The sequence below is a fragment of the Hydrobacter penzbergensis genome (assembly GCF_900106985.1).
Lineage (GTDB): Bacteria > Bacteroidota > Bacteroidia > Chitinophagales > Chitinophagaceae > Sediminibacterium > Sediminibacterium magnilacihabitans.
Genome location: NZ_FNNO01000008.1, coordinates 54,709 through 79,655 on the forward strand (window position 1 = coordinate 54,709; position 24,947 = coordinate 79,655).

The window sequence follows — 24,947 nt, forward strand, 5'->3', positions numbered from 1 at the left end:
TTTAAACCAATTTCGATTTGGCCTCTTCCATTATTTTTGTAATTAATGCGATCTTTTTTAGATCATCCTCATGATCCCGTTTAAGTTTTTGAATTTTGTCTTTGGTCAATCGATCCATTGAAGGCATATTTTTAGATGATTGGCTTAAAAATGTAAGGCAGCTGAGGAGTTTTTGTAAAATATCGTAGTGAACGTCATAGAAAAGAGACAGTCGCTCTATCAATTTCTTCTTTTGGGTATTAATCAAATGATTTGTCCATTGGTCAAGGTTAACTGGTAGTGCGCCTTCGTAGGATGTATGTAGTTTAACGGTATCAGTTAAGTGTTTCAGTGTTTCAGGAATATGGTTTTCGAGATCTGTTAAAATGCCGGCGTCTTCCAAGCGTCTAATAAGGAAATTTTTCTCGAAATCGTCGATTTCGACTTTCAACGATGTAAAGTCTTTATGCCTTGTAGAAAGATCAATCAGTTCAAAGAATTTATTGAATCCCTCTACGTCAATGAATTCATCTGGGATTCTTTTTTTTATCATCTGAGTAAGCACTACAATGGGTGCATCCAGAGAAGCATAAATTGAAAGCACATTGGCAAGGTCAAGGAGTAGATCATGTGCTTTGATTTCTATTTCATCGTCGATGCCAGCATGCATGAATTTGTTTCGTTGAAGAGGAATGAAATACTCATAATAATCAAGAGCCAAATAATGATTACTTTGTCCGGAACGTAACGCCCTTACCTTGTCGGGAAGTGAAGACTTGTTTAATTGAGGATATTTTTTCGCCACCATTTCGGAAAAAAGGCCCTCCACTTGTCCCAGAGCTAATCCATAAAAACCATAAAATTTACCCGTGTTATATAATTCAAACATTTCCTCAAATAATGATCTACGGTTGTCAGTAAGTGGGGCAAGCGTTTGTAAATAGAATTTTATTACTTCAATTACCTCCGTAGCAGGTGCAACAGTAAATAGTCGTCTATAAAATTCCGGCCTGTCTGTGTTATATAGCTCCTTCAATTCCTTACCTTCTACTATGCTAATATCTAATAGACGATGTGAAACGCGGTCTATTTGTTCATGGTCAAAGTATTTTTCCGAAATAGGCGATGCTGTTAAGTACGGCCGCTCACCCAAATTAGTGACCCACCCAAACGCATCATAATAAGATGTACTCATTTCGATGGATTTTCGCTTAACACCGTTGACCAGATAGTCTACGATAATCTGTTGCTCTTCAATATTACGGGTATAAAATGCCAGTAAGGTTCGTTCCTCTTGGTTACGCGGTTGTTCGGCATTATTTTTATAATTTTGAATGTATCTTTCCCTAAGATACTTTTGAATTGTTTGGTTTCGTTTTGAGAGATCTTCCTTAACCAGTGTGTCCAATCTTTTATATTCAATACCTGGCAGCTTGATCAGATCGAGTAGATTCAATAAAAAGAGTTCATACTCAGAAGGGACGCTAACCGACGGGAAATCTTGTTCCCAATATCCAAAATGATCGGTAAAGATATCCTTCACCTGTTGAAGGGCCTTCAAAACGGTTTGTTCGCCTTCGGATACATTAGGCTTGTTTGGATAGTCGATACAGTTTAGTATGTGAGAACACAGGGTTTGGTAGCTAGGAGCGAAAATATTGTGCCCAATTCTTCTATATATTTCTTCTCGTAGCTTCTCTAAACCTCCAACAGATGCTTCATAAGCGAAGATGTTGACTGCATTCATAGTATGGTAATTAGTAGTTTAGCCAATATTTCTATGATGTACCTGACTTGTAGGACAGGTAAAGTGAAAAACTAAGATATAAAAGACCTACTAATATTAGCTATTACATGGAGCTCGCGCAGACTGCTTGGGATATACCGGTCTATTTTGCCTTTGTGATTTATGCTATTCTTCAAAGTCGTAGTCGAAATCGAGCAATTTTTTTGGATGAACTTCCAATCCCTTTGCAATAGCAAGAAGAGTTGAAAGTGTTATGCTTCGTTCGGCATTTATGACCCTATAGACTTGCTTTGTTTCAATATTACCAATAGCCGCCACTTCCTCTGGAGTTTTCTTCTTTACAGCAATCAATTTCTTCAAATTGTTGCCAAACGCAATGAGATATGCCTGATTTCTAACTTTCACTTTATGAAAGTGAGCTAACCTCAAAAAATAAAATTGTCCAATTGGACAATTAAATTAAAAATTCCTTATTTTTGGTAGCTTAGAATTAAGTTTGCGATCCTTCATAGATTATTTGAAGCCTTCGCTTAGAGTCTTGTCTTAGAAACCTAGGAAATTTCGAGATGGAACAAGGCAATAAGTTGAAAGCTCACGCTCAAGGGCGTGGGCTCTCTTATTTGTTCCATGGGTCTCCTAGGACCTCTAAGACGGTAAGTTGAGTGCTGCGCCCCCTTTTTTTCTCCGCTTACAAAGACTTTTGATCAATAGTAAATTCTAACCAATAAAGCTGGTTATGGCCATACGATTTGATTTAGAAGCGCTGATACGAAAGGGCCTCATCCCCAAAGAGGCACTAGATATCGTTTTGTGCCATTTTGTTAAAAGGCATCTTCGCGCTCAAAAAGAAGGCATTTCATTTCCTCGCTATCATTTTAAAGTCTGCCCCTTTACAAAAGACTTCCGAAAAACCAACAGGATCATCCTGATCTCCCCCCAGGGCGCAGCGCTCTCGCGCCTGAAATCCCAATACGCAAAAAAGCCGAAAAACCCGGTATAGCAGGGTGCTCCCATTCATTTTAGTCATCTGATTTCCTCATTTACCTAACTGCAAAAATATGCGCTACTTTTGCTTACTGCTATTGCTTTGCCCATGGCAAAGCCAAGCCCGAACGAACTATACCCCCCACACCCTTTCCGGTACTATCCACTCAGCTGTGACTCCCTTTCAGCTGCTCACTGACGTGCATATGTCGCCGGTTAAGGGCAAACGCCCCGGCTCTGTTGGTGAGCTGGGGCCATTTAAACTGACCGCCGGCGACACCATACCCGATACACTTTGGCATCAGATATTATCCGTCGTAAACCACCCACAGGGACAGAAAACCATCAGGCTTGCCGATTATAAAGGCAAATTAATCATACTGGATTTCTGGGCTACCTGGTGCGGCGCCTGCATCAAGGCCATGCCCAGAATCCACGGTTTACAAACCGTGTTTCAACATGATATGGTAGTGCTGCCCGTTACAGATGAGCCGTACAATACCATTGCCGGTTTTTTACAGACCAACGCCATCGTCAAAGAAATCAATACGGTTTCTATTGTAAACGACACTGTGCTCAGGCGCTATTTTCCTCACATCACTGTGCCTCATTTTATTTGGATAAGCCCCAAAGGACGATTCCTGGCGCCTACAGGCCCGGATGAAATCAATGCCGCTAATATAAAAGCAGCACTCGGCGAAACCGCCAATGGTATTACCAATAAGGTTGACCTGGACGGTAATAAGCCCCTGTTTTTTGATAACAATATAGAATTGGACAGCAACAGCTTCTATTCCATTTTCTACAAAGGGCGGTATATAGGCCTGCCCAGCGGGAACCGCTTTAGAAGAACAGGGGAGGTGCTGAGAGGCAGGGCTGTGACCAATGAGGAAATACTTCCGCTTTACGAAGCTGCCGTATATCCGCTGTTTGAAAAAGCGGGATTGACATACAACCGGAAGCTGCTCATCCTTACAATAAAAGATACAGCCGCAGTTTATGCACGCCTTTGCAATGCCCGGGGTGAGGCGAGGAACTTTTACAATTATGATCTGATCGTCCCCGTAAGGGATGCCCGCAATTTATTTGCGTACATGCTCCAGGATTTAAATCGCTACTCGGCCTATCATGGAAGCATTGAAACGAAAACAATCCCCTGCTTCATTATTCAAAAAAGCGGGGTGCCAGTTAAAACATCCGCCACCGGGGTTGCCATCGAAAAAGTGGTGAAAATATTAAACCAGTCCGAAGCTATTAAACTGCCGACGGTGAATGCTTCCGGTTTCAGCGGCAAGCTGGATTTACCCTTGCGTGAACCGCTCGATTTTAAATTAATCAAAAAGCAACTGCAAGCATATGGTTTGGAAATCGTTACCGGCAAAAGACCAATGCGTGTATTTGTTTTAGCTGATAAGGACGCTCAATGACCAGAGCGCCAGTGATCCATTTTTTAAACTTTTAAAAACTACCAATGAGAATATACTGTATCATAACAGCCTGCTGCCTCTTTGTATGCAGCATCACGAGCGGGCAGGTATCCATTACGGGAACCGTGTTATCCTACGCAACAGGCTCGCCGTTAACCGGCGCCACCGTACAATGCGAAACAAAGAACACCCTCACCGATGACCAGGGGAATTTCCGCATCGCTGTACATAAGGACAGCTTTACCTTAAAACTGTCTTTCTCCGGGTACACTACCTGGGAAAAAACCTACAGGGCTCCTTATCCGAAGCATATAGACATTTTATTGGAACCACGAACTGCCTTGCTTTCAGAAGTTACCGTGTCGACCGGCTACCAAAAACTTCCCAAAGAACGCGCCACCGGGTCTTTTACCACGATCGGCGAGCAACTGTTCAATCAACAGGTAACCACCAACGTGATGGACAGGCTGGAAGCGATCGCTAACGGCTATTCCGTTTACAGGGGACAGAACGGGCAGCAACGCAATATGGTGCGGGGCATGAGCACCATCAAGGGTATGACCGATCCGCTGGTTATCGTAGATAATTTTCCCTACGAGGGCGACCTGGCAAACATTAACCCGAATATGGTAGAAAGCATCACCATCCTGAAAGATGCCGCAGCGGCCTCCATATGGGGAACAAGGGCCGGTAACGGCGTCATTGTTATTACCACCAAAAAGGGAAGCTTTAACAAGCCGCTGCAAATAGATTTCAGCGCCAACCTGACGACAACTGCGAAGCCCGATCTTTTTTATCAGAAACCGATTAGTAGTTCGGATTTTATTGATGTAGAGGAGTTATTGTATAAGAAAGGTTATTACAATTTCTGGATCAATTCTCCGGACAGGCCGGCGCTCACACCGGTTATTGAGCTGCTGATACAAAAAGAAAACGGAGCCATCACGGCGGATGACTACCAGCAAAAAACCGCTGCGCTCCGTAAGATTGATGTGAGAAACGAATTTGCGAAGTACATGTACCGTAAGGCTTTTAACCAGCAGTATTTTTTGAATCTTTCGGGTGGAGACTCCCATCATAGCTGGATATTTTCATCCGGTGTTGACCGCAACATCAGCAATCTGGATGCAAAAGATAGCCGTATCAACCTTCGCTTCAGCCACACGTACAAACCATTTAAAAAATGGACATTCACCACTTCGTTGCTTTATACGCTGGCATCACAAACCAACGGCAGGCCCGGTTACGGAAGCATTTTCACCGCCAGCGGTGCCTTATATCCCTACGCCCGGTTCCGCGATGATGGTGGTGCGCCGCTTTCCATCATGAAGGACTACCGGCAACCCTATATTGACAGCGCCGGGGGAGGAAGGCTGCTGAACTGGAACTATTACCCGGCGGAAGATTATTTGTTTCAGCACATGACGGCCACGCGCCAGGACATCACAGCCAATCTTGATTTGGGGTATCAGGTCTTCAACACCCTTTCGGCAGAAATAAAATACCAATATGGAAGGCAATCCCTTGAAACGGTAAACACCCAGGGGCTGAATAGTTACTTTACAAGAAACCTGATAAACCGTTTTTCTGAAATTGACGCCACCGGTGCTTTTGTACGTCATATCCCGGTGGGGGCGATCAGGGATCAATCGAACAATGTAATCAGTTCTCACCAGGTGAGGGGACAGTTGAACTATCACAACACCTGGAGCAGGCACAGTGTGTCGGCCATTGCGGGCGCTGAAATGAGAGATATCTCATCAGTGGGCGGAAACTATCGTTTATTCGGCTTTGATGAAGATTTGCTTACACATGGATCGGTTGACTATACGCGGCCCTTTACCTCGTGGTTTGGCGGCGGCCCCGATTTTATTGCTGATCCGTCGGCAAACAGGCAATCATCTAACCGGTTTGTTTCTTTGTACGCCAATGCTGCGTACACACTGGGTAACCGGTACAGTTTTTCCGCCAGCGGGCGCAAAGATGCTTCTAATCTTTTCGGTGTGCATGCCAATGACAAATGGAACCTGCTGTGGTCATCCGGATTTTCGTGGACCTTGTCCCGCGAACGCTTTTACCATAGCCGGTTATTCCCATTCTTAAAACTCCGCGCTACTTATGGATACAGTGGCAATGTGGATACACGCAGAGCTGCCGTTACCACCATCATATATAATGGCGTATCACCCTATACTTTGCTTCCATTTGCGAGGTTTGAAAACTTTCCCAATCCCGATTTGAGGTGGGAAAAAGTAGCTACCCTGAATTTGGGCATCGACTTTAAACTCAAATCGGACATCCTGACGGGCAGCGTGGAATACTACCAGAAAAAAGGCGCTGATCTTTTTGGAACTGTGCCGGTGGATTATACCAGTGTGGCGGCATTTACTATTTTAAAGAATGTTGCTTCCATGAGCGCATCGGGCGTGGACATTTCGCTGAGTAGCATCAATGTGAACAGGACAGTGAAATGGTATTCGGATTTGAATGTTAACTATTACCAGGACAAAGTGACGGACTACTACCTGAGCTCAAACGACGCAAGCAGCTTTCTTAACGGCGGAGCACAGATTGCGGGGCTGAAGGGGAAACCGGTTTATTCCATTTTTTCTTACCCATGGGCGGGGCTTGACCCTGCAACCGGCGACCCGCGGGGGTATCTTAAGGGAGCCGTTAGCAAAGACTATACGGCGCTGACTGGTTCTTCCGTGCAGGTTACCGACCTGCAATATAACGGTCCTGCTATGCCGAGGATGATAGCTACCCTGGGGAATACCGTGAGCTGGAAAAATGTATCGCTATCGTTTCGGTTGATGGGAAAATTCGGGCATTACTTCAAGAAAAGTTCCATCAATTACACTTCACTGTTTGCCTACAAAATAGGGCATGCCGATTTCTCCAACCGGTGGCAACAGCCGGGAGATGAGCGCACGACAAATGTCCCTTCGATGGTCTATCCTGCTAACAGCAGCCGCGACCGGTTTTATACGAATTCTGAAGCGCTGATTGATAAAGGGGATCATATCCGCCTCAAATACATTGCGCTTTCCTACGACTGGATAAGGAGCGGATTGCCGCTGAAGAGGATCAGTCTGCATTTCAACGTCAATAATATCGGCATCCTGTGGCGGTCTAATAAAGACGGGTTAGACCCGGACTACTTTATGGGCAGTATCCCGGAACCAACAAGTGTTACGATAGGTATTAAAGGAACTTTTTAAACTCAACTATTATGTCAAAATATATTCATTCGGTATTCAGTGCCACGATCATCATTGGGATGATACTCCTTCCGTTATCCGGCTGTAAAAAATTTCTCGATAAAAAATCGGACAACACGCTTGCTATTCCTCATAAGCTGGAAGATTTACAAGCGTTGATGGATAATTACGGAACGATCAATAGCCGGGATATACTTTCGGGCGAGGTAAGCGCTGATGATTACTACCTGACAGAAAATGACTGGATGGCCATGCCCAATCAGGGAGACAGAAGAATGTACACCTGGACCAGCGATTATTTGTTTGACTATGCATTTAATGACTGGTCGAATGGATTCTCGCTGGTTTATTATGCCAACACTGTGCTGGAAAAGATAGGCGATATCAAAAGGGGTAAGGATAACGCAGCAGTATGGGATAACGTTAAAGGACAGGCGCTGTTTATCAAAGCAAAGGCTTATCTGCAATTAGCGGCTGTTTTCTGTCTTGCCTATGATTCCAGCAGTTCAGGCGCAGACCTGGGTTTACCATTGCGAAATACAACGGATTTTAACGAGCAGTCGGTACGCGCACCCCTTCGTGAAACGTACAATGAAATTACAACCGATTTACAGGCCGCCGCATCGCTGCTCCCCGAACAACCACTCCACGCAATGCGGGCTTCAAAGGCTGCTGCCCATGGATTGCTTGCAAGGACCTATTTATGGATGAGAAAATACAACGAAGCGCTGAAGTATGCCGATTCCTGCTTAAAAATAAAAAATGGTATTTTGGATTACAGCAGTTTATCCGCCTCTAAAACTTATCCATTGCCGCCGTTTAACAGCGAGGTGATTTACAGCAGTATGGCGCCGCCACCCCGGCCTTTGAGCATAGTCAAAGCAAAAATTGTTAACGAGCTATACAGCGCTTATGGCAGTAATGATGTAAGAAAGCAATTGTTCTTCAGGCCCAACCCGGATGGCTCTGTGGGCTTCCGGGGAAGTTACAATGGGAATCCGGCTCTTTTCTGCGGGCCGGCCACCGATGAAATGTTGCTGATACACGCAGAATGTTCTGCCAGGAATGAAGATCTGATAACGGCGGGAAAAGATATTGATGAACTGTTAAAAAAACGGATAACGGGTTATACTGGATCGCAGTTTACTGATAAAAAACAGGCGCTTCAATTTATTCTTACTGAAAGAAGGAAAGAACTGCTCATGAGGGGACTTAGGTGGATGGACGTAAAAAGACTCAATAAGGAAGGGGCAAACATTACCCTTCAGCGAACGATTGGCGCCGCTAAGTATAGTTTGCCCCCTAATGACCCAAGATTTGCGCTTCCTGTTCCGGAAGACATTATTGCTATCTCCGGTATGCAGCAAAACCCGAGATAGGGTTACCGCTTTATTACTAAGACATCTTTTGAGATGAAGCGGCTGCTTTTAACTGATCCAGCGTGCGGTTGTTCAGAAAATCCTGGAAGGTTGGTTCCGACGGGGATGCAGTGTAAGGAATCACACAGGGGACATCTGTTCCTGTGCCGCAATCGTTACCGGTGCCAACTTCCCAGTTATCGATATTTCTCAGGTCACCAATAACGGTGCTGGCGATCTTGTAATGATAATCGGTAGGCAGATTGCCACGCATTGGACCGGAGAGTTTGAACGACATGGTTACGGTTGCCATCATCAGTGCGGCTACAGCAACCAGGTTTGCTTTTGAAAAAAGTTTGATTTGCATTTTGTGGCCTTTTTTTGAATCAAAAAAAGATTGCCTTAAAAAACTTTGGTTTTGAAATAAGTACTGTTCAACGGTCTTTTGGCCGACCAACCCTTGGCGCTTACGATCACTGATCGTAGGCGCCTTGCTTTTTTAAAAGGGATATACCATAGGCGTTTAATATTAAAAATGATGTGTTGAATACAAGATGTGCCTTCCAGCCCATACCGCTGATGACTGCGCCGCAACTGCAGGGAATCCTGCCAAACCCGCCCAGCATGATGAGGGCGGCATAAGCGGTGAAAACCGCCAGCAGGCAAGCGGAGCCTAACAAGGCCGCTTTTCTGAATCTATCGGACAATAATCCCAGTGCGATGGCGAGCTCTAAGACGGGCAACGTGTATATTAAGGGCCAGGCGATCCAATCTGCTAATGGCTGATGCAGCATTGCTTCTTTGAAGCGGGTGAAGTCAAACCATTTACTGCATGCGGTGTATGTGTAGAGCACGACAAGAAGTACGACGATGATTTTTATAAATATCTTTTGCATGCCTCGAAGCTATCCAGCTCCGTTTATTAAATATGCAGTAACATTTATGTTTTCAGTCGCCTGTACTGTGTAGGGGTGAGGCCGGTGAACTTCGCGAATGCAGCGGTAAAACTGCTGAGGTTTTTGTAGCGGCATTGCTTAGCAATCTGTTTGATGGGGTTGTTGGTTGTTTTGAGCACTTGTTGGGCGATGCGCATGCGGTTTTGCAGATCGTAGGTATAAATGCTTACGCCGAATAATTTCTTGAAACTGTCCTGCAATTTTTGCCTGTTCATGCCTGCCATCCCGGACAGGGCGCTCAAGGAGAGATGGCTCTCCGGATGCTGGTCTATGTGGGCTTTGACTTTTTGTACCTGTTCCACAATTATCTGGCCGAGGAGGAAATACGGGTCTGCGCTTTTTTCAAAGGACCTGTAAATTTCCCGAAGTATGTGCCAACTCATTTTTGCATGAACGGACTGCTGATCCCGCTGGTCGTTTCCATGCAGCAATTGATCAATGAGGTCTAGTGCAGCTAAGTTCAAGACCTGCGGCCCCATTTGCCCGGTTCGTTGGAAGGGATTTTCATGATGCACCCACTGAAGCGCTTCCACAGCGCGAAAACAAATATTCAGCAAGATGATGTCGCTGCCGGGTTCTGTCATGGTGTAGAGCAGCATCCGCGTCCCCCAACAAATGCAGGCTTCCGTTGTTTTCAGGCGGCATGATGTACCGGATTTGTTGTTAAGCTCCCAGTTCCCCCTGAGTGCGATCAATACATTGAGTCCTTCTGCCTTGCTGTCTATGCATAATGAATGATGACTGCCCGGTGTAATCATCAGGTGTTTGAAATAATGATTTTGCAACTGCACTGTTTGGACAAAGATTAAGCCAGCCGAATCTTCCCAGGCCTGCCGGTGGGCGCGCGGCAGGTGGTACTGCTCCCAACCCGGAGGGATGGCGTCGGACAAATGTATCGGTCGTTGATTCAAACGAATTTCCATGGCCTAAAAATCTATCGTGGATGGGTTGTTTTATCCAAAGATCAAACCAAAGAGACTAAATAGAGTAGTTACCACATTGCCCAGGCCGTTAATTGCCCTTATGTTGCAATCCTAAATCATTTTATATGCTTACACATCAAATTACGCTCCAGGCGGCCATTGATTTTACCAAACGTTTTCGCGAACGACCAGGCTCGGATTTGCCCATTTGTGAAACCTATGAAGCAGCCTCTGTGCTGGCTTTGCTGAACCAACCCGCATGTACCTCACTTCGCTTATATTTGGGAAGAAAGGAAAACGGCCAGATCTGTTCGGTATTGGTAGGAGTGGATGCGCTGGGAAGAGACATGCTTCCAGCGCAACTGCAAGAATTACCAGCTAATGATAACGGCATTTTACTGGAGGATGCATTCCATTGCCCGCCGATTTGCCCGCCGGCTTCTCCGTTAAACCAATAAGCCTATGACTTATTATTGGGTTGTTACGATTGTTTCGGCTGCCTCCATTGGCATTCCACTTGTCGCGATCTTATTTCACGCACGCCGGATAGGAAACAGGTACATGCCGTTCGCGTTTTACCTTACCCTTGGCGCCGCCAATGAATGGCTGAGCTTCTACCTCATCCGAAATCATCAAGGCAACATCGTTAATTCCAATATCTATTCGCTCCTGGAATACGGTTTATTACTCTGGTTGTTTTTTCGCCTTACACCGCAAAAGTTATCCTGGCGCCTTTTATACGCTGCGACGGGCGTTGTCATCTGGCTCCTGGATAACTTTTATTTGCATAGCATCAGGAACGATAATAGTTACTTCCGAATCTTCGCCTGCCTTACCATCAGTTGGTTGAGCATTGAGCATATTAACAGGACCGTTTTTAGTGATCGCATCACAGCTTACCGAAAGACAGATCTGCTGCTTGGGATCGGGCTGTTTGTTTTTTTTGCGTATAGCGCCTTCCTGCGCTGCTTCTACGTTGTTTCAGTGGGTTTGCATATTTCGTTTTATATGCAATTGTGGCTAATATTGAGTATTGTTAACCTGATTGCTAACCTGATTTTCATGTTCGCCATCCTATGGATACCCAAACATCGACCCATAATATCTATCTGATCATCAGCCTGGCTTTCTTCACGGTATTATTGCTGCTGTTTATTGTTTCGCTGTATCGACTGCTTGACTACCGGATACGCAGTTACAAGCAAAGATTGCAACGGGAAATTGAATGGGTAGATAAAGAGAGGGGAAGGCTGAGCGCTGATCTGCATGATGAGGTCGGAAGTAACCTGGCAACCATTGCGATCCTGCTTCAAAAGACCGATTCGGTTAATTTTGAAGAGAACCAGCACCGAATGATTCACCTGCTTGACGCACAACGTCAGAAACTAAAAGAGATTGTGTATGGTTGGGCGCCGCCGCTGTTACACTCCCAGGGGCTCGAGCTCGCGCTGGCCGATCTGCTCGAAGACATGCGGGCGCTTCACGCGGGCAAACTAAACTATGAGGTAAGGCTGAACAACAAAAATCTGGACATGGTTCCCTCCATGCATCTTTTTCTTATTGCGAAGGAAGTGCTGACGAATATATTGAAACATGCAGGAGCCGGTCTTATCAGGTTCAAAGCCTATTATAGCACCAAGTGGCTGATGGTGGAAATAGAAAATGACGGTAAGCGATTCAGTTGGCCCGCCGGCCGGTTGACCGTGGCGGGCAACGGACTTCAGAATATTAAAAACAGGGCTGAAGTGATTGACATCAGTTATTCGAAACAGGGACTTACTATATGGAAAATCCAGGTACCGATTAAAAAAATGCTTGCAAAGGATGTCTGAAAACTATTCCATTAAAGTGATCATTGCAGATGATCACGAGATTTATGTAGGCGGATTAAAAGCACTTTTCAACGACCAGGACGTTTACGAAGTGGTGGACCAAGCGTACAATGGGGAAGAACTCGTCAGAAAGGTTAAAACCCACCTCCCGCATATTGTCATTACGGATCTTCGTATGCCGATTCTCAGTGGTGCCAAGGCGGTGGAGGAGATCAAGCGGATCAGTCCCCCTACGCATTGTCTTGTTTTATCCAGCTACGACAACGATTTATCCATCATAGAGGCTTTACAGGCAGGCGCTAATGGTTATATAACCAAAAACATGCCCCAGAAGGATCTGTTTACCGCCCTGGATCAGCTGATTAAGGGCTATCCTTATTTTTGCTTAACAACGAACACCAAGATGTTACGGCTTTTGAGCAAGAGCTCTTTTAATCCTTACGCAACAGCACCCAATCCGCAGTTCAGTGATATCGAACTGAAGATCATCCGGATGATCTGTGAAGAAAAGACGAATCCGGAGATGGCTTTTGATTTATGTTTGTCTATCCGGACCATCGAAAATAACCGTGCAAGGGTCTACGAGAAACTAAATGTGCGATCACCGGCAGGCGTAGTTATTTATGCCATTAGAAACGGGTTGTATAATCCGGATTGAAATTTCTGGAATTCTTGTGGATGTAAGGATCGACCGCGATTGAGCATCGTTACCTGGTCATAAATAATGGAATATCTTGGAGTCGCGCTCTATTAAATAGAGTAGAAACCACCGGTATTAGAGTAGTCCCCACCTTTTCAGCGTGCTTTTGCCGCGATAGCTTTGGTGTATTAAAACGAATACACCATGAAGACGTTTGTAATGTGGGTTTTGATTTTGTGGAGTATGACTGCAAGCGCTCAATCCTTTGGTATCAGATTAGGGCACAGCCTGACGCCGGCAGATTATCTTTCTCTTCGCTACGAGCACTGGACCAACGGCACCATCAACTTTACGCTCGCTGGATTTGCTGAGCGGTCAAAGAATCATTCGCTGAATTACGCAAACTACGGTGCTGACCTGCAGGCGGAATATGCCAGCTCCAGAAACAGTGATGCTTTGCCCCTCTGGGGTTGGCGAGCAGGGTTGGGGGCGACGTGGCAAATCGAAAATGATCCCTGGGTATATAAAGATTTGCCGGGCCGTAGTCGTATGAATTATGGCGCCGTGTGTGAATTGTCGGGTGAATGCTTTATTTCCGACGCCTTTCGGCTGAACGCGTTCATACAACAAAAGCTTCTGTTCAATACCAAGCTGGGCTCGCTTCGAAGCTGTTTTGGTCTGGGCTTAACCTATCTATTCCCCTCACTTTAGCCCGAGCGTTTAAAATCCAATATCCATGAAAACCATTTTTCTTTTGTGGGGGCTTATGCTGTTTGCCGTATCCGTAATGGCTCAAGGGAGTTATACGGTTTCCCAATCGGTTGCACGCTTCAACTACTGTACCACTTCTCAAAGCGTCCGAATCACGGGTAAAGTGACTTCATTTACGAGTACCCAGTTCAAGGGAATCACGTTTTACTTCTACTATTATAATCCTTCGGCCGGATACTATAACACCATTGGTTATTTTATCTGCTCTGAATCCGGCGGAACTTTCTCCACCAACTACACCAATATTGATCCAAGTTATTTTAATGGAGCACAAATTAGTTTTGCAGGCAGCACCCGGTATTTTCCTGCTACACTATGGATTGACATCGATGTGCCGTACTCCGCTTTTCCCAATAATAATAATACCGGACAGCAACTGGCAGTCGATATTGTTGGGACGGATCAATACAATAGTACTACAACAAACTCCAGCAAGACCCAGTATTCTGTTCCGCTTTTGTACACTAATGCCGTCACCTTAAGCAGCCCAACGATTTCGGCGTCGCCTGCAACGATTTGCAGCAGCACATCCAGTAAGATCACATCGAGTCCCAATTATGCGCCTTATGGATTTTTGTACGACTGGTATAAAGACGGTGTGCTGCTCGTCACCGGTGATGCGAGTGGAACTCTTTCCACCAATCAACCCGGCAATTACTATGCGGTAGTCAGAGACATCTGTCAATCGGTTCAGTCCAACACCGTAGCGCTCAATGCGAGTTCAGTTCCTGCTGCACCGGCTGTTAGTTCCTCCAGTGGTTTGATGCTTTGTAACGGAGCTTCTACGGTGCTCAGTGCGAGTCCAACGGCAGGTGGTACACTCTATTGGAATACCGGCGCCACGGGTAATAGTATTACGGTAAGTGCGGCAGGTAATTATTACTGTTGGGAAGTGAACAGTTGCGGACAAGGGCCAAACAGTAACACGGTTTCAATTACTACTTCTGCTACGCCATCGGCTCCTTCCGTGAGCAGCAGCGCAGGGACGTTGCTCTGCAACGGCGCTACAACGACACTTTCTGCTTCGGGCGCAGGCGCCATCACCTGGAACACGGGCGCAACAGGTGGCAGCATCACCGCAACTACAGCGGGTAGTTATTATGCAACGGCTTCCAATACTTGCGGTACCAGCGCGGCGAGCAATGTAGTCGTGCTTTCAACAGGCAGTACACCTGCGGCACCATCCATCAGTAGTAGTAATGGCAGTTTGCTTTGCAATGGAGCGACCACTATACTTACTGCAACTGGCGTCAGTGGGCCCGTTACCTGGAGCAATGGGCAGATCGGTAACAGCATCACCGTCGGCGTGGTGGGCAGTTATTATGCCTACCAATCTGGTAGTTGTGGAACCAGTGGGAACAGTAATACGATTGCGATTACAACGGGAACTACGCCGGCTGCTCCTTCGGTCAGTACGAATGCAACACTGCTTTGTAATGGCAGCGCCGCTAACCTGGTGGCTTCCAATGTCACCGGAACTGTTACCTGGAACACGGGACAGACGGGTAGTAGCATCACCGTGAGCAGTGCTGGTACTTATTACGCTTATCAGACGGGTAGTTGTGGTGCAAGTGGCAACAGTAATTCAGTGTCGATCGTCGTGGGCCAAACACCAGCTGCACCGACGGTGTCGAATAGTAATGGGACTTTTTTGTGCAATGGGGTATCTACTACTTTGAGTACTTTAGCGTCCGCAGGCGGCACGATCTACTGGAACACGGGACAATCGGGTAATGCGATCTCTGTAAGCAGTACGGGTGGCTATTATGCCTATGAATCGAATGGGTGCGGAAACAGTAATAACAGCAATACTGTTTCCATTACAACCGGCAGTGTCCCCCCCGCGCCGGTTGTAGCACCCTCCAATAATGTGTTGCTTTGTAACGGCACTTCGACCAGCTTCAGTGCAACCGGCTCACAAATTACCTGGTCGAATGGCACCACAGGTAACACAGTTACGACCAGCACCGCAGGTACTTATTATGCTTATGATAAAAACAGTTGCGGCAACAGTTCCAACTCCAATCCGGTAGTTGTTACAACGGGCAATTGTCCGACACCACTGCCTGGCAGTTCTTTTCAGATTTGCCCTGGCATGCTAAAGACCCTGGATGCGGGTGCGGGTTATGAAAGCTACCATTGGAATACTGGTGCTACGACGCAAACCATTAGTGTCGGACCGGGCACATATTCTGTTACCGTTACCAAAGAAGGTTGCACGGCGCTGTCTGGCAGCGTGACAGTGAGTTATTTTTCGGTGACGGCTCCTGTAATCAGTCCTTCGGGATCTACAGTATTTTGTCAGGGCGGAGGTGTTACCCTTACAGCCAGCGGTGCCGTTTCTTATGTGTGGAATACCGGTGAAACAGGCAACAGCATCCATGTCAGCACATCCGGCACCTACACTGTTACCGCAACGGATGGTAATGGATGTCAGACACCTTCCAGCCCGCTCGCGACCACCGTTCGCAGTTTGCCCACCGCTACGGTTTCAGGATCTGCAACTGTTTGCCAAGGGAGCAGTTCACCCATGATCGTTTTCAGTGGCAGTGGTGGCGTAGCTCCTTATACTTTTACATATCAAGTCGGAAGTGGTGCGGCACAAACTATTACTACCACTACCGGTAACAATATCAGTGTTGCGGTTCCTACTGCCTCGGCTGGCAGTACTAATTACCGGCTGATCAGTGTGCAGGAGTCCAGCAGTACTGCTTGCAGTAATACAGTGGGTGGTGCCGCGACCATCGTTGTAAATCCAATACCAACCGCCGCGATATCGGGTACTGCTACCGTATGTCAAAACGCAGCCTCACCTGTGATCAACTTCAGCGGTAGTGGTGGTACGGCGCCCTATACTTTCACTTATCGGGTGAATGGTGGTACTCCATTGACAATTGCCACCTCTGTTGGAAGCAGTGTGACGGTACCCGTATCTACCGGCACGCCAGGCAATTATACTTATACACTCATCAGTGTGCAGGATGGTAGTAATACAGCGTGCAGCAATGCGGCTTCGGGATCAGCAATAGTAACAGTTAATCCTCTGCCTACTGCAACGATTGCGGGCACGGTTGCTGTTTGCCAGAATACCAACCAACCGGTTATCACGTTCACAGGCAGTGGGGGTGTAGCACCTTATACTTTTACTTATAATATCGGCAGTGGCGCTAACCAGTTTGTTACAACTACCAGTGGTAATAGTGTTTCCGTTTCAGTACCGACTAATACCCCAGGCTCTTTTGTTTACAACCTGGTGAGCGTTAAGGATGCGAGTGCCGCTGTCTGCACGAGTGCAGTCAGCGGATCGGCGACGGTTACGGTGAATGCACTACCCACTGCTGTCATCAGTGGCACTACGAGCGTCTGTCAGAACAGCGCGTCACCGGTGATCAGCTTTGTGGGTTCGGGTGGTGTCGCGCCTTATGTCTTCACCTATTCGATTAACGGTGGTGCCAATCAAACCGTTACCAGTAATGGCAACACGGCCAGTATTGCGACGCCTACTATTACTGCTGGAAGCTTCACTTATACTTTGATCAGTGTAAAAGATGGAAGCAGTACTACCTGTAGTAATGTGGCGAGTGGATCGGCAGTCGTTACGGTTAATCCATTACCAACAGCTTCTTTTAGCGGCGCTACCACGGTTTGTCAAAACAGTATGGCCCCCATCATCAGCTTTACGGGTGCTGGCGGCACTGCGCCTTACACATTTACTTATCGCATCAATGGGGGTGCGAACCAAACCATCACTAGCAGCGCAGGAAGCAGTGTGAACCTCAGTGTCCCAACCAGTGTGGCAGGTAATTTCAACTATAGCCTGGTGAGTGTACAGGACGGTAGCGCAACTGCATGCAGTGCGTCCGCTACCGCATCGGTAATGATGACAGTGCATCCACAACCGGAGCCTGCTGTTATTACCACAGCGGACCTGCATTTGTGTAACGGTTCGAGCGGTGTTCTTACAATCCTGAACTGGGTAAACGGCAATACTTATCAGTGGTATTTGAACAGTACCGCATTTAAAACGTCTACTGCTGATACGATTGTCAATACCAAAGCCGGTAAGTTCACCGTGCGTTCCATCAGTGCGGATGGTTGCAACGCTGCCAGCCTGTCCGATACCGTTATCATCACCATCGGCTCTGTGGCTACTCCTCAAATCCTTGGATACAGGAAAGTATGCGAAGGGGGAAAAACATTACTGACAGTAAATAACCGTGATCAGCGCTTTTCTATATGGCGGTGGACTGATCCGCCAGACAAACCAGTGCCCAGGGCGCAGTATAGCCGCGACAGCAGTTTTTTCGCGCAGGCCGGGCAGTATCAGGTATGGGTGATGAGAGAGGGATGCTTTGACAGTACACAGGTGACTGTGACAGCAGACGATACTGAGTACCCGGCCGGCGAAATCAAACTGAGCAAACGTGTAACGAGTTATGGCGGCGAAGTGGAGCTTACCGGAGTAGTAGTAAACGCAAGTTCTTTTCATTGGGATTTTGGTAATGGCAATCAGGCAGTAACCACTGGTAACACCATTCGGGAGCGCTATTACAAAACAGGAGATTCCGTGTTGGTGCAATTAGATGCCGTTAGTCCCCGCAATTGCATCACGCATTTTTCCACCTGGCTGCGGGTGTTGCCCGAATCCACCCCACTCAAGCGGGAACTATTTGTAACGGGTAGTGTCAAGGACTGGAATGTATTTCCGATTCCATTTCACGATCACCTGAACGTCTCGGTGGTGCTGAAAAGAAAACAAGAGGTGCGCATTGACCTGTTCAGTGCAGATGGTAAAAGGATCAGAAGCTGGATAAAAAGTGGTGGACCAGGTGAGCACCTGTTCAACCTGGAAGGTGCGGATCAGTTGACAGCAGGTGTGCTTTATTTTATGACCGCGGTTTATAACGGCGAAAAACATTTTGATAAAGTGTATAAATATTAAGCGATGAAAGAAATGATTTTGTGTGGATGGTGGCTCCTTCTTGTGGCAGCCTGCAGCAATAAGTATGAGTCGATCAAAGCAAGTGCGCCGAAACAGGAATTATCTTTTAACAAAGATACAGTGCGCATACGCGAGCGTGATACTACAAATGCACTTTGGACAGATCGTGGCAGACTTACTATTTACTGTAAGGACCCGGATCATCAGTTGAACCTGTTGCGCGACGACACTTGTTCCAGTGTACACGTGCTGTATCGTGGTAACGAGATCAAAGCGGGTCAATCGCTGCCTCTTATGGATAGCATCCAGGTATTTGTTTTTGCAGATGTACCAGGGATGTGTCTTCTTGATTTTTTGCTCACTGATCGATTGGGGCGAACGATGCAGAAGTCGGTGGTCGTGGACTGCCGATCTAATCAGCGGCCGGCCGCGCATTTCATGTGGTGGGCCGAGGCGCAAACACAACCGCAAAGCTGGCCTTATGTGATTGATGCCTCCACTTCCAGTAAGCCAGACGGCCTCATTACTCGCTACGATTTTTCCGTCAATGGGCAGTGGATGAGCTCTACTCAATCTGTGTTCAAATGGATATTCCACGCGAAGGGAGAGCAGGTGGTTGGCTTATCAGTTACAGATGATCTAGGGCAAGCGTCCGATACGGTGTATCAAAAAATCAATGTACAATGAGGCGGCTAATTTATATCGTATTGATTGGTGTGTGTTTTGACAACGTGGTCGGGCAGCCGCTGGTGACGCGCTTTCCCAGCCTGACCGTTAAAGCCAGCAGTCGTGGTATGGGGATGGGTGAAACAGGCATCGCTTCTTCTATGGGAAATCAATCGCTTTTGTACAATCCTGCTATCATCGCTTTCACCCAGCATTTTCATCAGGCATCTATTTCTTATATGCCCTGGTTGATGGGCATCAGTAAAGATACCCGAATGCTGGGAGCTAATTATGTAGCGAGTCTCAGTGAAACTAGCGCCCTGGGCATCAATCTGAATTACCTGGATATGGGACAGATTGATCTGCGGGATGACAATGGTGCTACACTGGCCAGTTACAAGTCCCGGGATTTTAATCTCGGTGCGGCTTATGCACTGCAGGTGGCTACGGATCATGCCCTTTCTGTTCAGCTCAAATTCATCGGGCAAAACCAGTTCGGCCCATCGCCGGTGAATGTGTATAGTGTTTGCAGCGATCTGGGTTATTATGGAAGGATCAATTTGGGAGGCACGATGCGCACGTTGCACCTGGGCGCTACACTGAGTAATGTCGGACCCAATATCAACTTGCCCACTAGCACCAGCATTGGTATCGCTTATTCAACAGTAACAGCGTCGAGTAACCAGTGGACGGTGGCGCTTGATGCAACCAGACTGCTCAAAGACGACTGGAAGGGGCTTCGATTAACTGGAGGTGTCGAATACGGCTTTGATGAACAGTTTTATCTGCGCGGTGGGATCAGTTGGGAGCGTGCCGACAGAGGCAGCAGGAAATATTTTTCGCTGGGGGTGGGGTATAAAGGGTTCGTTAATGATCAAAGCTGGGGGCTCGATGTTCAATACCTGGTGCCTTATGGATCATCTATGAACGGCTCACCTTACCAGCATGGTTTTGGGTTGACGTTGTCGATCAATATCGGCAGTTTTCAATAAATAAAACAGCGCAACATGTTGAGTAAGGTTAGCTGGAGTGATTATGCGGTGTGTATGCTCGTCATACTATGTCTTTATTACCTGCTGATAGGGTGCGTGTACAGAAAAGACTTGTTGCATTGGTGGAAGCGAAAGAATGGCAGTTGATAAGCAGTCCAGCAGGCAGCAAACTACATGTGCCGACGCCAGTGCAGGAGAACCGATTGCGTGGGTAAGGGGCGGCGGCCATGTTCTTTACAATAAATATGTGTAGTATGAAACAGTGGAGAGAGAAAATAAAGTGGACGACTCTGTTCGTCTTATGCGCGCTCGCAGTGCGGGCGCAGGATGGCAATGCCGGTATTCAGGATGCCAACCAGAAAGTGCGCAGTTACTTTCAATCCGGTACTCAACTTATGTATGCAGTAGGTGCGATCGTGGGACTGATCGGTGCCGTCAAAGTATTCAACAAGTGGAATGCAGGTGACCATGACACGGGCAAAGTAGCCGCTGCCTGGTTTGGTTCCTGTGTATTTCTCGTCGTAGTAACTACCGTCATCCGGGCATTCTTCGGTATATGAGCAGCGTTTATTCCATCAACAAGGGGGTTAACCGACCGATTGTCTTCAAGGGACTCAAAGGGCAGTGGATTGCCTGGTTAGCAATAGGGTTATTATGCCTGCTGCTACTTTTTGTGTTCTCTTATCTAGTTGGTGTGCCGCTTATTATTTGTCTGGTCTTCGTGCTTTTGTTAGGAGGTTGCTTGTTTGCCTTGGTCTATCGGTTAAACAACAGATATGGGAGGCATGGTTGGATGAAAAAAATGGCTTCGTCGGCAACGCCGAAAATAGTGCGATGCAATCAACTATTCCAATGAAAAATTTGCAAGACATATTACCCCTGTACGGCGTAGAGCAGGATATGCTTCTTTCCAAGATGGGAGACATAACCATCTGCTACCAGTTGGAGCTGCCGGAGATATTTACGATGTCCAGCGCTGAATACGAGGCTTTTCACCAGAGCTGGGTGAAAGCGGTAAAACTATTGCCCGAAGGATACGTGTTACATAAGCAGGATTGGTACGTGCAGAAGAACTACGGTGGTGATTTTGAAAAAGAGCATTCGTTTTTGTCGCTCGCTAGTGAACGCTTTTTTCATGAACGACCGTATCTCGCACACCAGTGTTATTTGATGCTGACCCTACGACCCAGGAATCGAAAGTTTGTTACATCGTTTGGTTCTACACTACTGCGAGGGCATATCGTACCGGAAGAAACGCTTGATCCCGCATTTGCCAAGACTTTTGAAGGTGTTTGCTCGCAATTTATCAGGGTATTAAGTGATAGTGAATTTGTTGGGGTTAAACGACTGACAGGTGACGGGCTAATCCAATTGGTTAACCGATATCTTTTGCTGAGCGATGACAGCGTGATGGGTGATTTGGCTTTTGATAGAGGCATCCGGGTGGGAGAGAAGCACTGCGAACTGTTTACGCTTGCTAATACCGACGACTTGCCGGGCTATTGTGGTGCGCGGATGGATTATGAAAAGTATGGTACCGACGGTGGTAAGTTCCCGATCGGATTTGTTTCACCGCTGGGACAGCTCTTGTCCTGCGATCATATTTACAACCAATATCTTTTTGTTGAAGACAATGCGGCGTTTATCAAGGGGCTTGAGGCAAAGAAAAAACGCCTGCAATCACTTGCTACTTACGCGAGGGAGAACGCTTATGGACGTGAAGCAGTGGATCAGTTTCTAAATGAAGCGGTAGCAGAGCAACGAACCATTGTCCGGGCACATTTTAATGTACTGGCCTGGACGGATGATGGCGCGCGCGTTCAGGAGATACGCAACCTGTGTACAGCGGCGCTCGCGCAGATCGATGCCACTGCTAAAATAGAAACTGTCGGAGCGCCCCAGATTTATTGGGCAGCCATTCCGGGTAATGCCGCTGATCTGCCCATCAACGAAACCTTTGCGACCTTCTCACACCAGGCCTGCTGTTTCTTGAACTTGGAGACGAATTACCAAAGTTCGCAGAGTCCGATTGGGTTGAGACTGGGCGACCGGCTGAGCGGAAGACCCTTGCATGTAGATCTGTCTGACGAACCTATGGAGCGCGGCATCACCAGCAACCGGAACAAGTTCATTCTCGGACCGTCCGGGAGCGGAAAATCCTTTTTCACGAATCATCTTTTACGCTCTTATTATGAGCAAGGCGCACATATCGTGATGGTGGATGTAGGGCATTCGTATAAGGGCTTGTGTACACTTGTCGGTGGTTATTATTTCAGTTATAGTGAAGATGAACGCATCAGTTTTAATCCTTTTCGCATTGATGGGGAAGGGCAGCCGGGCACAGAAAAAAAAGAAAGCATCAAGACCCTTCTGGTTACGCTATGGAAGAAAGACAGCGTGGAGTTCAGCCGCAGTGAGTATGTGGCACTCTCTAATGCATTACAGCTGTACTATGAAAAGGAGATACCCTTTCGGTCATTTGATTCCTTTTATGAGTTCCTTCTAACAGATTTTACTAAAGCAGTGAAGGAAGACCGGGTGAAAGAACAGGATTTCGATCTTTCCAATTTCCTCTATGTCCTTCGGCCGTACTATAAAGGAGGAGAGTACGATTGTCTGCTGAATGCTGCTGAAAACCTGGACTTACTCAATAAGCGCTTCATCGTCTTCGAACTGGATACCATTAAGGATCATCCTATTCTCTTCCCGGTGGTGACCATCATTATCATGGAAATGTTTATCTCCAAAATCCGACAGTTGAAGGGCGTACGTAAAATGATCCTGATTGAAGAGGCCTGGAAAGCGATCGCTAAAGCGGGAATGGCTGAATATATCCGGTACCTCTTTAAAACCATCCGCAAGCATTTTGGTGAACCCATTGTAGTTACGCAGGAAATAGAAGACATTATTTCATCAGAGATCGTAAAGAAGACAATCATAGCGATGAGTGATTGTAAAATATTGTTTGATCAGTCGAAATACCAGCAACAGTTCGATGAGGTACAGCAACTCCTGGGGCTGACCGATAAGCAAAAAGCGCAGGTGTTGTCACTCAATAAGGCCAATGATCCGCTCAGAAAATACAAAGAAGTATTTATCTCACTGGGCAGTCGACACTCAAAAGTCTACCGGGTAGAAGTTTCCCCGGAAGAATACCTGGCATATACTACAGAGGAAAAAGAAAAGCTACAGGTAACCATGGCTGCCGAAAAATATGGTGGTATGGAAGTAGCGATAGCGTCATTAACCAATTAAAGACTAGTTATGAAAAAATATACCTTGATGATCGTGTTGGGTTGTTTTGTAGGTGGCGTGTTAAAAGCGCAATCCTTCAACCCGGTTTCACTCATTATCAGTAAAGCAATTAAAGTGATTGACCTTAAGGTGCAGAGGTTACAGAACGAAACCCTGGTCATGCAAAGAGCCGAGCAGGCGGCGGAGCAGGCGCTCTCGAAAACAAAACTGGCGGAGATCACCGGTTGGCAAGCGCAGTTGGCCACTCTCTATGAAGGATATTTTACCGAACTCAGACGAGCAAGACCTGTTATTGCCGGAAGTACACAAGTAAAAAAGATCCTCACCATGCAAAAAGAGGTTGTCCTGGAGTATGGCAGGTTGGGTAAAGATCCTGCTGTTAAATCGCAGTACGATGCCCTGCTGAACACGAGCATAGAGATACTACAAACCTTGCAGACGGTGCTCACTAGTTCGCTTTCGATGAAAGATGCAGAGCGACTCTGCATGATACAAACCTTGAAAGATGCCATGGGTCATTGCCTTGAGAATATGCAGTCGCTCAACCGACAACAAATAGAGATTACCCTGGGCCGGACCCGGATGCAGGCCGACTTGCAATTTGTCAAACGCTTACACGGTATACAATGAAAAAGATAATAGCTGTAATTGTGATCTTGCTTTTACATGCAACCGGGTTTGCGCAATCACAGGAGATGGAGCAATTGAAACTCAACCTGGAAAAGCTGGTGCAGCTTAAGCTGATGCTTCAACAAATGAAACAGGGCTACCAGACCCTGTCTAATGGTTATAACAGTGTCCGTGATGCAGCGAGAGGTAACTACGATCTGCATCGCGCCTACCTGGATGGGCTTTTGCAGGTCAGTGAGCAAGTAAAAGGCAGCCCTGCCCTGCAAAAGCTGTTAACCAATCACGGATTAATCCAGCAGGAATACCGACGATGGCTGCAACAGGTGCAGCCGCTGGGATTGTTTACTGCGCAAGAGTTGTCGGATGTACAACGCTCGTATCAAAAGATATTAGAAGCAGTGTCCGATCAACTGGTTCAGTTGCAGTTGCTGACCAGACCCGAATCCCTTCGAATGAGTGATGCAGAAAGGTTGTCAGCCATAGAAACACTGGCTACGAAATCCGATGAGCAGTTGGTGGCTTTACGACAATTGATGAAAGATCAAACATCTGTTGCGGTTCGAAAGGCGCAGCAAAAAAGAGACCTGCAAGCGATGCGGCGATTGTATGGACAATAGAAAACAA

The 24,947-nt window shown here is 46.8% G+C and carries 23 protein-coding genes; 18 read left to right on the forward strand and 5 right to left on the reverse strand.

Annotation, left to right across the window (positions count from 1 at the left end):
- Position 1: 1 nt before the first annotated feature.
- Both BLU98_RS09915 and BLU98_RS09920 read right to left on the reverse strand, forming a co-directional pair.
- Positions 2-1,726 (reverse strand): hypothetical protein, encoded by a 1,725-nt coding sequence (locus BLU98_RS09915; RefSeq protein WP_092723880.1) that lies wholly within the window; start codon positions 1,724-1,726, stop codon positions 2-4.
- A gap of 165 nt (positions 1,727-1,891) precedes the next feature.
- The gene (locus BLU98_RS09920) at positions 1,892-2,131 is read right to left on the reverse strand and encodes a helix-turn-helix domain-containing protein (protein ID WP_257574875.1); all 240 of its coding nucleotides are present in this window, start codon (positions 2,129-2,131) and stop codon (positions 1,892-1,894) included.
- 331 nt (positions 2,132-2,462) lie between these two features.
- On the opposite strand from BLU98_RS09920, the gene BLU98_RS09925 reads away from it, so the two are divergent.
- The 4 genes from BLU98_RS09925 (at position 2,463) to BLU98_RS09940 (ending at position 8,737) form a co-directional block, all read left to right on the forward strand.
- On the forward strand, positions 2,463-2,726 hold the full coding sequence (locus BLU98_RS09925) for a hypothetical protein (RefSeq protein WP_092723882.1): 264 nt from the start codon (positions 2,463-2,465) through the stop codon (positions 2,724-2,726).
- Positions 2,727-2,883: 157 nt separating this feature from the next.
- The gene (locus tag BLU98_RS09930) at positions 2,884-4,137 is read left to right on the forward strand and encodes a TlpA family protein disulfide reductase (RefSeq protein ID WP_257574876.1); all 1,254 of its coding nucleotides are present in this window, start codon (positions 2,884-2,886) and stop codon (positions 4,135-4,137) included.
- 44 nt (positions 4,138-4,181) lie between these two features.
- Positions 4,182-7,358: a SusC/RagA family TonB-linked outer membrane protein gene (locus tag BLU98_RS09935; protein ID WP_092723884.1), complete on the forward strand. Its 3,177-nt coding sequence runs from the start codon at positions 4,182-4,184 to the stop codon at positions 7,356-7,358.
- Between the two features lie 11 nt (positions 7,359-7,369).
- Positions 7,370-8,737: a RagB/SusD family nutrient uptake outer membrane protein gene (locus BLU98_RS09940; RefSeq protein ID WP_092723885.1), complete on the forward strand. Its 1,368-nt coding sequence runs from the start codon at positions 7,370-7,372 to the stop codon at positions 8,735-8,737.
- A gap of 16 nt (positions 8,738-8,753) precedes the next feature.
- On the opposite strand, the gene BLU98_RS09945 is transcribed toward BLU98_RS09940, so the two are convergent.
- The 3 genes from BLU98_RS09945 to BLU98_RS09955 all read right to left on the reverse strand — a co-directional run bounded on the left by BLU98_RS09945 (position 8,754) and on the right by BLU98_RS09955 (position 10,595).
- Positions 8,754-9,083, reverse strand: a complete 330-nt coding sequence (locus BLU98_RS09945) for a hypothetical protein (RefSeq protein WP_092723886.1) — start codon at positions 9,081-9,083, stop codon at positions 8,754-8,756.
- 106 nt (positions 9,084-9,189) lie between these two features.
- A complete protein-coding gene (locus tag BLU98_RS09950; RefSeq protein ID WP_092723887.1) occupies positions 9,190-9,612 on the reverse strand; it encodes a MauE/DoxX family redox-associated membrane protein in 423 nt (140 codons plus the stop codon).
- 44 nt (positions 9,613-9,656) lie between these two features.
- Entirely contained in the window at positions 9,657-10,595 is a 939-nt protein-coding gene (locus BLU98_RS09955; protein WP_092723888.1) for a helix-turn-helix transcriptional regulator, read from the reverse strand.
- A 125-nt stretch (positions 10,596-10,720) separates the two neighbouring features.
- Between BLU98_RS09955 and BLU98_RS09960 the strand changes: the two genes are divergently transcribed.
- The 14 genes from BLU98_RS09960 (at position 10,721) to BLU98_RS10020 (ending at position 24,940) form a co-directional block, all read left to right on the forward strand.
- Complete coding sequence (locus BLU98_RS09960; RefSeq protein WP_092723889.1) at positions 10,721-11,053, forward strand: hypothetical protein; 333 nt, start codon at positions 10,721-10,723, stop codon at positions 11,051-11,053.
- A gap of 4 nt (positions 11,054-11,057) precedes the next feature.
- Positions 11,058-11,708 carry a hypothetical protein gene (locus BLU98_RS09965; RefSeq protein WP_139173882.1) on the forward strand — a complete coding sequence of 217 codons (651 nt, stop codon included), beginning with the start codon at positions 11,058-11,060 and terminating at the stop codon, positions 11,706-11,708.
- On the forward strand, positions 11,672-12,427 hold the full coding sequence (locus BLU98_RS09970) for a sensor histidine kinase (RefSeq protein ID WP_092723891.1): 756 nt from the start codon (positions 11,672-11,674) through the stop codon (positions 12,425-12,427). Before BLU98_RS09965 ends, BLU98_RS09970 begins: the two co-directional genes overlap by 37 nt.
- Positions 12,420-13,085, forward strand: a complete 666-nt coding sequence (locus BLU98_RS09975) for a response regulator transcription factor (RefSeq protein WP_092723892.1) — start codon at positions 12,420-12,422, stop codon at positions 13,083-13,085. The genes BLU98_RS09970 and BLU98_RS09975 overlap by 8 nt, the downstream gene beginning before the upstream one ends.
- A 186-nt stretch (positions 13,086-13,271) precedes the next feature.
- Positions 13,272-13,778: a hypothetical protein gene (locus tag BLU98_RS09980; protein WP_092723893.1), complete on the forward strand. Its 507-nt coding sequence runs from the start codon at positions 13,272-13,274 to the stop codon at positions 13,776-13,778.
- 25 nt (positions 13,779-13,803) lie between these two features.
- The gene (locus tag BLU98_RS09985; RefSeq protein ID WP_092723894.1) at positions 13,804-18,780 is read left to right on the forward strand and encodes a beta strand repeat-containing protein; all 4,977 of its coding nucleotides are present in this window, start codon (positions 13,804-13,806) and stop codon (positions 18,778-18,780) included.
- Positions 18,781-18,783: 3 nt separating this feature from the next.
- Complete coding sequence (locus BLU98_RS09990) at positions 18,784-19,467, forward strand: hypothetical protein (RefSeq protein ID WP_092723895.1); 684 nt, start codon at positions 18,784-18,786, stop codon at positions 19,465-19,467.
- Complete coding sequence (locus tag BLU98_RS09995) at positions 19,464-20,438, forward strand: PorV/PorQ family protein (RefSeq protein ID WP_092723896.1); 975 nt, start codon at positions 19,464-19,466, stop codon at positions 20,436-20,438. Before BLU98_RS09990 ends, BLU98_RS09995 begins: the two co-directional genes overlap by 4 nt.
- Before the next feature lie 15 nt (positions 20,439-20,453).
- Positions 20,454-20,585 carry a hypothetical protein gene (locus BLU98_RS17805; protein ID WP_257574877.1) on the forward strand — a complete coding sequence of 44 codons (132 nt, stop codon included), beginning with the start codon at positions 20,454-20,456 and terminating at the stop codon, positions 20,583-20,585.
- Positions 20,586-20,692: 107 nt separating this feature from the next.
- Positions 20,693-20,998 (forward strand): DUF4134 domain-containing protein, encoded by a 306-nt coding sequence (locus BLU98_RS10000; protein ID WP_257574878.1) that lies wholly within the window; start codon positions 20,693-20,695, stop codon positions 20,996-20,998.
- A complete protein-coding gene (locus BLU98_RS10005) occupies positions 20,995-21,294 on the forward strand; it encodes a DUF4133 domain-containing protein (protein WP_092723898.1) in 300 nt (99 codons plus the stop codon). The genes BLU98_RS10000 and BLU98_RS10005 overlap by 4 nt, the downstream gene beginning before the upstream one ends.
- Complete coding sequence (locus tag BLU98_RS10010; protein WP_092723899.1) at positions 21,291-23,693, forward strand: TraG family conjugative transposon ATPase; 2,403 nt, start codon at positions 21,291-21,293, stop codon at positions 23,691-23,693. The genes BLU98_RS10005 and BLU98_RS10010 overlap by 4 nt, the downstream gene beginning before the upstream one ends.
- A 9-nt stretch (positions 23,694-23,702) precedes the next feature.
- The gene (locus BLU98_RS10015) at positions 23,703-24,323 is read left to right on the forward strand and encodes a hypothetical protein (protein WP_092723900.1); all 621 of its coding nucleotides are present in this window, start codon (positions 23,703-23,705) and stop codon (positions 24,321-24,323) included.
- Positions 24,320-24,940: a hypothetical protein gene (locus BLU98_RS10020; RefSeq protein ID WP_092723901.1), complete on the forward strand. Its 621-nt coding sequence runs from the start codon at positions 24,320-24,322 to the stop codon at positions 24,938-24,940. The genes BLU98_RS10015 and BLU98_RS10020 overlap by 4 nt, the downstream gene beginning before the upstream one ends.
- Positions 24,941-24,947: the final 7 nt, after the last annotated feature.

What these genes read in the sequence shown, in the direction of transcription:
- BLU98_RS09915 (WP_092723880.1), bottom strand. Translation starts at nt 1,726, where the DNA reads ATGAATGCAGTCAACATCTTCGCTTATGAAGCATCTGTTGGAGGTTTA.
- BLU98_RS09925 (WP_092723882.1), top strand. Translation starts at nt 2,463, where the DNA reads ATGGCCATACGATTTGATTTAGAAGCGCTGATACGAAAGGGCCTCATC.
- BLU98_RS09935 (WP_092723884.1), top strand. Translation starts at nt 4,182, where the DNA reads ATGAGAATATACTGTATCATAACAGCCTGCTGCCTCTTTGTATGCAGC.
- BLU98_RS09940 (WP_092723885.1), top strand. Translation starts at nt 7,370, where the DNA reads ATGTCAAAATATATTCATTCGGTATTCAGTGCCACGATCATCATTGGG.
- BLU98_RS09945 (WP_092723886.1), bottom strand. Translation starts at nt 9,083, where the DNA reads ATGCAAATCAAACTTTTTTCAAAAGCAAACCTGGTTGCTGTAGCCGCA.
- BLU98_RS09950 (WP_092723887.1), bottom strand. Translation starts at nt 9,612, where the DNA reads ATGCAAAAGATATTTATAAAAATCATCGTCGTACTTCTTGTCGTGCTC.
- BLU98_RS09955 (WP_092723888.1), bottom strand. Translation starts at nt 10,595, where the DNA reads ATGGAAATTCGTTTGAATCAACGACCGATACATTTGTCCGACGCCATC.
- BLU98_RS09960 (WP_092723889.1), top strand. Translation starts at nt 10,721, where the DNA reads ATGCTTACACATCAAATTACGCTCCAGGCGGCCATTGATTTTACCAAA.
- BLU98_RS09965 (WP_139173882.1), top strand. Translation starts at nt 11,058, where the DNA reads ATGACTTATTATTGGGTTGTTACGATTGTTTCGGCTGCCTCCATTGGC.
- BLU98_RS09970 (WP_092723891.1), top strand. Translation starts at nt 11,672, where the DNA reads ATGGATACCCAAACATCGACCCATAATATCTATCTGATCATCAGCCTG.
- BLU98_RS09975 (WP_092723892.1), top strand. Translation starts at nt 12,420, where the DNA reads ATGTCTGAAAACTATTCCATTAAAGTGATCATTGCAGATGATCACGAG.
- BLU98_RS09980 (WP_092723893.1), top strand. Translation starts at nt 13,272, where the DNA reads ATGAAGACGTTTGTAATGTGGGTTTTGATTTTGTGGAGTATGACTGCA.
- BLU98_RS09985 (WP_092723894.1), top strand. Translation starts at nt 13,804, where the DNA reads ATGAAAACCATTTTTCTTTTGTGGGGGCTTATGCTGTTTGCCGTATCC.
- BLU98_RS09990 (WP_092723895.1), top strand. Translation starts at nt 18,784, where the DNA reads ATGAAAGAAATGATTTTGTGTGGATGGTGGCTCCTTCTTGTGGCAGCC.
- BLU98_RS09995 (WP_092723896.1), top strand. Translation starts at nt 19,464, where the DNA reads ATGAGGCGGCTAATTTATATCGTATTGATTGGTGTGTGTTTTGACAAC.
- BLU98_RS17805 (WP_257574877.1), top strand. Translation starts at nt 20,454, where the DNA reads ATGTTGAGTAAGGTTAGCTGGAGTGATTATGCGGTGTGTATGCTCGTC.
- BLU98_RS10000 (WP_257574878.1), top strand. Translation starts at nt 20,693, where the DNA reads ATGAAACAGTGGAGAGAGAAAATAAAGTGGACGACTCTGTTCGTCTTA.
- BLU98_RS10005 (WP_092723898.1), top strand. Translation starts at nt 20,995, where the DNA reads ATGAGCAGCGTTTATTCCATCAACAAGGGGGTTAACCGACCGATTGTC.
- BLU98_RS10010 (WP_092723899.1), top strand. Translation starts at nt 21,291, where the DNA reads ATGAAAAATTTGCAAGACATATTACCCCTGTACGGCGTAGAGCAGGAT.
- BLU98_RS10015 (WP_092723900.1), top strand. Translation starts at nt 23,703, where the DNA reads ATGAAAAAATATACCTTGATGATCGTGTTGGGTTGTTTTGTAGGTGGC.
- BLU98_RS10020 (WP_092723901.1), top strand. Translation starts at nt 24,320, where the DNA reads ATGAAAAAGATAATAGCTGTAATTGTGATCTTGCTTTTACATGCAACC.